At 71.2% G+C, this 525-nt stretch carries 1 protein-coding gene; it reads right to left on the bottom strand.

Features of this window, described 5'->3' with window-relative positions; all coding sequences use genetic code 11:
- Nucleotides 1-31: 31 nt before the first annotated feature.
- Nucleotides 32-525, bottom strand: a 494-nt coding sequence (locus K7G59_RS34430) for a hypothetical protein (RefSeq protein WP_225840676.1), incomplete at its 5' end; no start/stop codon positions are given.

The raw sequence follows: 525 nt of genomic DNA on the forward strand, positions 1-525 counted from the left end.
GAGGCGATGGTCTACTGGTCGATGACGATGCTCATGACGCGCCGCCTTGCCCGGCCACGTCCTTCGCGAGCGTGAACTTGCCCGGCGCCGCCTCGACCAGCCAACCCCGGGCCACCAGCCGCTTCGCCTTCGACCGCAGCGCTTCCACCTTCGCCGGCACCGGGTCCAGGCCGAAGCAGGCCGCCATCTCCTGGCACGTCAAAGGTCCTTGACCGAGCCGGCTCCGGTCCGCGAGAGCCTGCAGGATGCGCTGATAGTCCACCGAGAGCGCCGAGCAGGCCAGTCCCGCACGCCACATCGGTACCACGGACTTCCGCCTCGCCGCTTCCGCCGGCTCGGGACGAACCGGCGGCCCGTCCGGATGGCCCTGGTCCTCGGAGGCGTCGGCGTCGTCGTCCGGGGCCAGCACCTCGCCCACGCGCGAGCGGGCGATGACCCACTCGTTCCACTCCCGCTCGGCCACATCCAGCTCGGCGTGAATGCGGTCGGCATCCTCCCGCAGCTCGTCCACACGACGGCGAGCAG

The sequence above is a fragment of the Streptomyces sp. NK08204 genome (genome assembly GCF_020400585.1).
Taxonomy (GTDB): Bacteria; Actinomycetota; Actinomycetes; order Streptomycetales; family Streptomycetaceae; genus Streptomyces.